9 protein-coding genes are annotated in these 9,336 nt (G+C 35.6%); 4 read left to right on the plus strand and 5 right to left on the minus strand.

Annotation, left to right across the window (positions count from 1 at the left end; translation table 11 throughout):
• Nucleotides 1–966 carry a PD-(D/E)XK motif protein gene (locus DU508_RS23245; RefSeq protein ID WP_115405065.1) on the plus strand — a complete coding sequence of 322 codons (966 nt, stop codon included), beginning with the start codon at nt 1–3 and terminating at the stop codon, nt 964–966.
• The gene (locus DU508_RS23250; protein WP_115405066.1) at nt 966–3,341 is read left to right on the plus strand and encodes an AIPR family protein; all 2,376 of its coding nucleotides are present in this window, start codon (nt 966–968) and stop codon (nt 3,339–3,341) included. The genes DU508_RS23245 and DU508_RS23250 overlap by 1 nt, the downstream gene beginning before the upstream one ends.
• Here DU508_RS23250 and DU508_RS23255 read toward each other — a convergent pair.
• The 3 genes from DU508_RS23255 to DU508_RS23265 form a co-directional block, all read right to left on the minus strand.
• The gene (locus tag DU508_RS23255; protein WP_115405067.1) at nt 3,338–4,585 is read right to left on the minus strand and encodes a DNA cytosine methyltransferase; all 1,248 of its coding nucleotides are present in this window, start codon (nt 4,583–4,585) and stop codon (nt 3,338–3,340) included. The two genes, DU508_RS23250 and DU508_RS23255, sit on opposite strands and share 4 nt — an antisense overlap.
• A 173-nt stretch (nt 4,586–4,758) precedes the next feature.
• Nucleotides 4,759–5,073 (minus strand): EcoRII N-terminal effector-binding domain-containing protein, encoded by a 315-nt coding sequence (locus DU508_RS23260; RefSeq protein WP_115405068.1) that lies wholly within the window; start codon nt 5,071–5,073, stop codon nt 4,759–4,761.
• A 281-nt stretch (nt 5,074–5,354) separates the two neighbouring features.
• Complete coding sequence (locus tag DU508_RS23265; protein WP_115405069.1) at nt 5,355–5,765, minus strand: very short patch repair endonuclease; 411 nt, start codon at nt 5,763–5,765, stop codon at nt 5,355–5,357.
• Between the two features lie 116 nt (nt 5,766–5,881).
• Between DU508_RS23265 and DU508_RS23270 the strand changes: the two genes are divergently transcribed.
• Nucleotides 5,882–6,931 (plus strand): HNH endonuclease domain-containing protein, encoded by a 1,050-nt coding sequence (locus tag DU508_RS23270; protein ID WP_115405070.1) that lies wholly within the window; start codon nt 5,882–5,884, stop codon nt 6,929–6,931.
• A 50-nt stretch (nt 6,932–6,981) separates the two neighbouring features.
• Here the strand turns inward: DU508_RS23270 and DU508_RS23275 are convergent, their stop codons facing one another.
• Nucleotides 6,982–7,242 carry a hypothetical protein gene (locus DU508_RS23275; protein ID WP_115405071.1) on the minus strand — a complete coding sequence of 87 codons (261 nt, stop codon included), beginning with the start codon at nt 7,240–7,242 and terminating at the stop codon, nt 6,982–6,984.
• A 229-nt stretch (nt 7,243–7,471) separates the two neighbouring features.
• On the opposite strand from DU508_RS23275, the gene DU508_RS23280 reads away from it, so the two are divergent.
• On the plus strand, nt 7,472–8,485 hold the full coding sequence (locus DU508_RS23280; protein WP_147273680.1) for a hypothetical protein: 1,014 nt from the start codon (nt 7,472–7,474) through the stop codon (nt 8,483–8,485).
• Between the two features lie 510 nt (nt 8,486–8,995).
• On the opposite strand, the gene DU508_RS23955 is transcribed toward DU508_RS23280, so the two are convergent.
• A partial coding sequence (locus DU508_RS23955) for a hypothetical protein (protein ID WP_158542238.1) occupies nt 8,996–9,336 on the minus strand: 341 nt, incomplete at its 5' end.

Genomic DNA, 9,336 nt, shown 5'->3' on the forward strand with positions numbered 1-9,336 from the left:
ATGGTAAACATCAAATCAATTTGGGAAACCCAGAAACCAACAGGTGATTTCATTATGAAAACAAGGCTTGAAAACATCTTACATTTAAATTGCTATGCTGGCACCAACAATATAACAGGACAGTATTTGTACATCATGTCTGTTGCAAAAAGTATAATAATTCCTGAGCTCAAAAATTATCGTTTCAGGGGTGTTGAGATATTTTCTTTTGAAACGGATAGCTCTTTAGAATTAAACATTTATCTGATAGATAATGACTTGAAAGATATCTTCGCGTTGTTTGTTCAAAACATTATAGAAGATATTGTAACAACAACCTCCGAAAATGAAGCGCTTACTACAACATTAAATGTAATTTTTAAATGGAAAAAGCTATTTGATAAAATTAGCTTTAGTGGAATGCCACTTGAATATCAAAAGGGTTTAATAGGAGAACTTTTCTTTATCAATTCTTTGATTGACAATAATGTGTCTATTAGTAAACTATTAGGTGCTTGGATGGGACCTGAACAAGATGATAAAGATTTCAGATTTGGCAATATAGGCATTGAAATAAAACTCACTTCATCAAAGCACCCAAGCCTAAAAATCACAAACGAGGGACAACTAGATACTCAAAATGTCAACGAACTTTACCTTATTCTTTATGTCGTAGAAAATGTAAAAGAAAACGGTTTTTCTTTGAACTCTTTAATTTCTCAAATAAGAGATAAATTATATTCAGATTTAGACAAACTCAAATTCTTTGATGAAAGATTATTACTTTTAGGTTACTTAGATGATGACCATTATAACACAATGTATTCTATCAAACAAATACACAACTATAGAATCAGCCGAGATTTCCCTAGAATTATAAAATCACAACTGCCATTGGGAATTTATAATACCTCCTACTCTATCGAACTTTCTGCGGTTGAAAAATTTAGGGTTGAATCAGATATAATAATAAATTCATTTAATTAATGGAAAGGGCTCTTACTAACTATATTGAAGAATTAAAATCAGATGTAGCATCACTAGTTTATTCTGATGGCGAGGGTGCCAGCTTTGAAGATAAATTTACTCAGTACTGTATAGAAGTGCTTGAAACCATAGGAAAATCGGAAGGTGCCAGGGTATTATCGTATGTACATCCAAACAGTCAAGGAAGTATAGATTGGAAATTAAATGGTTATTGTTTGAAAGATCAATTTAAGGATGAGAACAATAAGACATATTTTGAAACTTTAGATTTATTCATCACTTACTATAAAAATGACAGTTATGAATATAGTATTACTCAGGCTGATTACACTAAATCGCTGAATCAAATAAAAAAATTCATTAATGGTGCTTTAAAAAGGCATATAGATTATATAGATCATTCACACACAGAACTAAATGAATTAATAAAAATTATATCAAAACAAGGAAAAGATTTTGACAGAATAAATATATTTTTCTTAATCAATGGTTTTTCAAACCATGACAAAGAGCGGCTTGAAATAAATAATATCGGTGTATTCGTGCATACATGGGATGTTAGTCGATTATTTAAAATCAATGAATCTAACAGTATTCACGAACCGATTGAAATAGAATTCGAGAAATTTAGCGATAATCGCAAAGGCTTGCCTTGTTTAAAGGTTCCTACAATAGACGAAATTTATGACTGTTATCTAGCAATTGTTCCAGGAGAAGTTCTAGCAAAACTTTACAAAGAATTTTCGAATGAGTTATTAGAAAGTAACGTTAGAGCTTTTTTGGGCCAAACAGGAAAATTCAATAAAGGGATAAGGGAAACTATACAGAACAAGCCTCACATGTTTTTACCTTACAACAATGGTATAACTGCAACCGCTGAAAATGTAACGACCGCGGTTTTTGACGATCAACTGGTTATTACCCATTTAAATGATTTTCAAATTGTTAATGGTGGACAAACGACCGCATCACTTTATCATACCCAGAAAAAATATAAAGATGCAGATTTGAACAAAATTTTTGTTCAAATGAAACTTACAGTTATTAAAGATAAGGAGAAAAAAAATGAAGAGGTACCAAATATTGCGAGATTCGCAAATAGCCAAAATAAGGTTACTGAGTTAGACCTATCCTCTAACAATCCTTATTTTGTTCAGATTGAGAATCTCTCCAGAAGAAAGTATGTCGTGAATCCTGAAAACAGAAATCAATCTGTATTATGGTTCTTTGAGCGAGCAAGCGGTCAATACAGAGAAACACTTAATAAACAGACTTTAAGTCAACAAAAAAAGTTTAAAGAACAAAATCCAAATAGCTTTAAATTTGTCAAATCAGACATCGCTAAATACATTAATATTTGGGATTTGGAACCCCACCACGTATCTCTTGGTTCTCAAAAAAATTTTATCCACTACACGAAAAAAATTGAAGAATTAGTCAAGAAGAATAAGTTGCCCGGAGAAAATTTTTATAGAAAATTAATTGCTAACGCAATCCTTTTTAAATCTGTAGACAAACTTTTTGGCAGGAAGAATGTAGATTCAATTGGAGATACTAATTTAAAGTCATTCACTGTAGCTTATACTGTTTCCTATTTCCATTACTTAACTAAAAATAGAATTGATCTCTGGAAAATCTATGATGATCAGAAAACTGATGATGAATTAAATGGTACTTTAAAAAGGTTAATGATTTTTGTTTATCAACATTTATTAAAAGCATCAAACAATACACTATTCTCAGAATATGCAAAAAAGGAGGCTTCCTGGGCAAACTTAAAAAATGCAAATTATCAAGAGAATTTAGAGAAGACGCTAGAGAGTTACCTTATTAGCGAGCAAGAAAGAGACAGTAGAGAAATTGAAAAAGAAACAGACACAAACAACCTTGAAAATGAACTATTTACAATAAGTGAAATAAGAAAAACAGGATTAAGATTTTGGGACGGCTTTAGGACATACATAGACCAAAATAAACCAGAAGAATTTGATTATTATTTAGCTTTTGATTTACTCAAAAAGATAAAAGACAATAAGAATTTATCATCACGGGAGATTTCTTTTGGCAGTAAAGTCATGATTTATATGAAGGAAAACCCTTCATTGATAGAAACTATTAAGGCATTATCTAAGCTACAGGATGAAGACGCTATTGAAGTGAAATTTATTTATGATAAATTTTTACTCCTTTCAAAAGAAGAATGGAAGAGAATTATCGATGTTGCTAGTCAAACCAAAATATTCGATCATTTGGAACTTGGCAATATAAAATCTGTTTACAGCTCATTTCAGAAAAAAGAGAAAGTAAAAGAATTAGCACTAATTAAGGCATTTAATTCTATTAAAAAACTGGAAAAATTTAAAATTATAATTTAAAGGAGATCTTTTATATTAACAGCTATTTGTTGACCAAGTAGGCAAGGTACCGCATTACCAATTTGCTTAAAGGCAGCTGTACGGCTCGCACCTTCTTTTACACCTTCGAAGTAGAAATCATCAGGAAAGGATTGTAAGCGAGCTGCCTCCCGAACAGAAATTGATCTGTTTTGTGAGTTATCAGGGTGGATATAATAATGTCCGTCCTTTGCGATATGAGCAACTATCGTTTGAGAGGCCTCCAGATCAGCTGCCACCACCTTAAACCTGTCAAAAAAAGAAGATCTGTTTTGGTGAGTTTTTAAACGATCTGGCAAATCGTTATAATTTAAGCGCTCTTTATCGTTGTTCCATTTATCAACAGCTATACGGTAAATTTCTTTATCCTGCAAAGCATGTGGCCGGGCAATATGTTGAGTTAGCGTGGGAATTCCATTTCGTATATGAGCTGCTTCAAGATATTCGTTCTTTTTATTGGCATAACTTAAAAACTTATCTTTTCCTTCCCCCGCTTGTATAGCTGGTAAATCGGCAAACAAGCATGATACATTAGCCTTTAGCCCACTTTGATAATTATCTAAATCGGGTAGGTTTGGTGTAAAATCCTGTCTCCAGCCAATAATGATCAAACGCCTTCGCTTTTGTAGTACGCCAAAGTTTTCTGCTTTAACCGAAAAAATATGAATGCTATATCCTTTCTTGTTAAAAAGCTTTTCCATGTTTTGTAAATAGATACCTCCACCTGCAGATTTGAGCCCTAACACATTTTCAAACACAAACATTTTAGGTTGATATTGCGTCAGATAGTTTGCATATTGGACGTAAAGAAAGTTACGGGAGTCTTTCTTCATACCATGTTCAGACCTTGCACGGCCCACCAAAGAGTATGCTTGGCATGGTGGTCCACCTACAATGAGATCTATTTCTTTGTTATTATTTAGATTTCGGTTAATACGGCTAAAAATTTCCTGATTGTTTTCATCGCCAATGCCGAGATTAATAATGGAATTCAATATTTCGTCTGGTATTCTGCTATACAATTCTTGTCTAGGTATTTCTCCTTTCAGATAAGAAAGATACTGATCTAGCTGATTGTTTTCTTTAAGGTGGTAATATGCTGCTCTTGTTCTTAAGGAGTACGATGCAGCAGCATCAATCTCCACGTGTGCAACAGGAGAATAACCTGCTCTTTTGAAGCCTTCTGACAGGCCTCCGGCACCAGCGAAGAGATCAATATAGTTCACATTAAATATATTTAAAGGTCGAAGTTAGTAAAGTTTATTATCTAAACAATAATAAATTACACTGATTTGCATATCAAAAGTATCTCATTTAGATAAATTCTTGTAGAACAATTTTATCTCTTCCTGATCACTAAGGATAAAAGCTTTATAAAAATCTTCTTTAATTTTAACCATTATAAGAAAATCTGTTTCATTAACTTTCCTTTTAGTACAGGTGATTCTAAACTCATCCGAGTACCTTTACCATAATATATAAATCTGGATGCTTCTATTAGAATTCCATCTTGCCATTTTATTGATGCGAACTTTTGCCTATTTTCTCCTTTTTTGCATGGCCTTTCAAACATAAAAAGACCGCTATCTTTTTGAATATAAATCCCTGATTGATGCCCCCTGCTTTTTCCCGCGTCACTGGGGGAAATGTACTTAAAAACTTTTAGTTCGCTACTTTCCCATGCTTCAATTGCTCTAACTATTAAATTATTCATGTATTAAATCATATTATGTGATACCTACCTAGTAACTGTCCAAAAAATCAAATATCATTCTCAGGTATCTGATATAGAAGATTTAAGAAGACCAGTCAAAATTCGTTAACAGAATTATTTGTGTATTTTCCATTCCGGTAAATCAAACACTTAGCTAAATGAATAATTTAAAGTTATCTTATTCCTTTACCGATCGAAAAAAATTAGATTTAAATATTTTAAAATATATTATTGCCAAAGAAAAATAAATAGTTCAAATAAAAGATTATAGCTGTTTATTTCTATAAAGACGACAATAACTGAGTCAAAGTTTCATTTATCAACTTTGGCTTCAACTCGCATTCCCAAATTTCAATCACCTTCCAGCCCAATTGGCTTAACTCCTCGATATTTAAGCTGTCTTTTGATTTGTTGCCATTAATTTTAGCGAGCCACCATTCGGTTTTTGTTTTTGGTACAACGTAGTATCTGCATTGATCATGCCCATGCCAGAAACAACCCTGAATAAAAATAACCGTTTTATATTTTGGCAGTACAATGTCTGGTTTACCGGGCAAATCTTTTACATGAAGACAGTATCTGAAACCATTGGAATGTAGAAATCGGCGCACCAGCATTTCGGGCTTGGTGTTTTTGCCCTTAATGCGGCTCATGTTATAAGAGCGGGTTTCTTTGCTGTGAACGTCTGCCATGCTTTAATAACAATGTAGAGCCGCTAATGTTGTAAAATATGAAATCCTCAAGAAATTGCTGAATATTATTATAATTGAATTTGTTGTTTGTACAGTAATAGATATATTGCAACTGAATGATCCCTTTTCACGACCAATTACCTATAAACCTGTTAGCGGCCAGTTTTAATAACACGGCTGCGGCCTATAAATTTTATTGGTTCCTATCTATTTTAGATGAGGTAGAAGATGGGCAATACCATATTCCCAAGCAAAGATTATTTATTGGAATGGTTGCCACCAGTTGGTATACCATTAATTATTTCCACATCAGTTTCGGTAAGCAAGATCAGTTACATGATAAGGTTAAAGAAGTAGCGGCAGTTGAAGGGATTAGTATAGATGAAGATCGTAGCCGGATAAAAAAACGCCTAAACAACAGTGATCTTCTGTCCACTCAAAAAATATTGTGGCATTTTGACAAGCAGGTGCCGCATCGTTTTTTAAGTCCATGGTTTCCGTCTATAGCCGAAAACCGAAGTGCTGTTTATCAGGCCTCGCAACAGTACGAAAATGATTGCCTGTATTCGGTAGATCAAACCCATATTACCATTAATCCAATCTGGATAGATTATCTCAATAGAAATGTAGGGATTTTAAAAAGCTTTTGCTACTGGAAACTGAGTTTATACCTACAGAAACATAACCCCAATGTTCCGGATATTCCCAACAAGTTGATTAAGCCTGCGCAAAGAAATGGTTTGGCGAAACAGCGAAAAGTTTGGGGTGTGGTCATAGATGAGTTAGGTGGTGTAGATTGCATTTATACCAATACCCGGCTTTACAGGGATCGTTTTGCAGTAGAACATTTTATTCCCTATGCATTCGTGTCACACGATTTGCTGTGGAATTTAATCCCTGCCAACCCTGCTTTTAACAGTTCCAAATCAGATAAGCTGCCTCGAATGGAAAAGTATTTCGAGGCCTTTTATCGTGTACAAAAAACAGCCATTGAAATTATTAAACATAAAATGCCCAAAGAAAAGCTACTGGAAGATTACTTAAGTATATTTCCTGATCTGGAAAGTGTAACGGAATTGCCGGAAGACTATAAGATCAAATTTAAAACTACAATAGAACCGCTGATTACAATTGCGGGAAATAATGGTTTTGAGTATATGTTATAATTAAAGCTCAATAAACATCTGTTATTTTTTGACTGCTTGCTAAATGGTGGTTAATTTTTTCCCTCCATTGTTGCAACAATTTGCGCCAGGGTTTTTTCGCTGAAGTTGTGTTTTCCATCCAGCCATTTGTTCACTTCTGCGATTTGTGTATCAACCAATTGGGCAAGTGCATCAGCATGGAGTCCTTTTTGTTTGAGGAGCGCTGCAACCTTAGTGGCCGTTTCCAGGTTTACTTTTGTTAATTTTTCGATTGCCGGATTGCCATTTTCTTTGATCCAGTTCGAAACCATATCCTCATTTTGGGTATTCATGCTTTGTATAAATGCTTTTGTTAGGGACAATATTTTGCGGCAAAGATATTAAATTGGCAACTGGCTGAAAGGGTTTTTGGATGAAAATTGAAGTTTGAGGCAGGAAAAGGCATAGCAGTATATTTGAATGGATGACGGCAATACGTTTTAAATATTTTCGAAGCCAGCAAAAATGGGCATATTTTGAAAACTGGATTTAGAAAGTTTATATTCGTACAAACAAAGGATCATGCGCTCATTTCTTATTACGACATTTTGCCTGCTGGCGATGTTTGGCAAGGCAGAAATTAAAACATCAGAAATTTTAGGATCGTGGGTGGCCTCGAATGTGAGTTACCTGAGTGGCGATGAATTGCCGGATGAAAATGTTTTAAAGTATAGCTATACCAAATACACTTTCGAGGCACCAGATAAAATGTACTTCGCAGCAGTTTATCATGTGCTGGGATCTGAATTCCGTTATGAACTTAAAGGCAATAGAATTTTACTGAAGTCTGCGGTGGGCTATTTGATAAATACCTTTAGAATTATGGAGTTGACCAATAACAGGCTTATTCTCATCAGTGCCGATTTAAACGGATCGCTTGATAGCCCGACTTCCTTGCGTTATACCTTTTACAGGGAGGGGTTTATACAGCAAAATCTTCCCTTAAGTCCTAATGATATTTACAAAGTTAATGGTACTGATACCTTATTTAATTCAGGGCAGAAGATTTATGCTCTTTTTAAAGGAACCGATTTTAGTGAGCATATATCGCATGAACTATATAAGGTAAATGTGAGCACCAGAACAGGTACTTTACACGCTACCTTTATTGTTGATGCTAATGGTAAGGCCGACGGTTTGAAGATTATTCAGGGCATAAACCCAGCCTATGATAAAGCTTACACTAAAATTTTTTATGCAGCAAGAAACAATTGGAAACCTGCTACGAGAAATGGGAGGCCGGTTAGGGTTTTAATGTATCAGGAAAAGAAATATTTTACTTCCGACGAAGCTATACCTAGTTTTTTTAATTCGCAAAAAGCCAATCAGGCTTATCACAACAAGGATTATGAAACGGCATTATATTACTATGATCAGGCATTGGCAACCAGGCCAGATGAGACAACCGATTTATACCATCGGGGAATTTGCAAACAAATGTTGGGAAATCTAGCGGGCGCATGCAGTGATTGGAACAAGGTAAAGGCTTTGAAAAGTGATGTTGCTGATGGTGTAATGGCGAAGTACTGTAATTAGTGTTTGAGGATAATGATTCTACATTCCATTTGCGTGATTTCCGCGCAAGTGGGAACCACGCAAGTGCTCATCGAAGATGATTTTAAGGCTTTTGCTGTTGTGGTGCAAAACCGATCATTTCCCAGAAGTTTATCTATAAGTTGTTATTGCAAGGAGGCACGACGAAGCAATCTGTTTGCAAATGAGTTTTTTGAGCTTCCTCGCCGCCGGAAGGGCTCCTACCTTTTTCTTGATAAAAAGGTAGCCAAAAATCAAGGCTTGGCCCCCTCCCCAGCCCTCCCCTTAAAGGGAGGGAGCTATTTATTAATATCGAAACTTTAATGGCAACAGCGGATGAGGTCCGATGAAGGATCGGACTGACCGCTGTTTTGTGCCTGCAAATCCGAATGGAACTGCACAAGTTTCAACGGCCTATCCTTCTATCATTTCCTAGGCCAGAGAGTGCGTAACGGGGATTGTTCCCTGCAAGAAGCCTAGTACACCAACGTCATTTCCGCGCAGGCGGAAACCTTAAAGCTTTCGCTGTTTGGCGGTCGCTAGTGGGTTGAGGGCGAATTTTGCAACCAGTCCTTTTACCAGTCCTTTCCCTTCAAGGGGAAAGGTGCCGATAGGCGGATAGGGGGATTTACTGATGCGCCATGAGGGGAACTCCCCTCCTTGTTTAAGGAGGGGGTGTGATGGGTAGTGCGTTGGCAGGGGTGGTTTTGTTGCCATTCCATCGTCATTGCAAGAAAGTACGACGAAGCAATCTGTTTTGCCAATGAGTTTTTTGAGCTTCCTCGCCGCCGGAAGGGCTCCTACCTTTTTCTTGATAAAAAGGTAGCCAAAAATCAAGGCTTGGCCCCCTCCCC

The sequence above is a fragment of the Pedobacter chinensis genome, from assembly GCF_003339865.1.
Classification (GTDB): Bacteria; Bacteroidota; Bacteroidia; order Sphingobacteriales; family Sphingobacteriaceae; genus Pedobacter; species Pedobacter chinensis.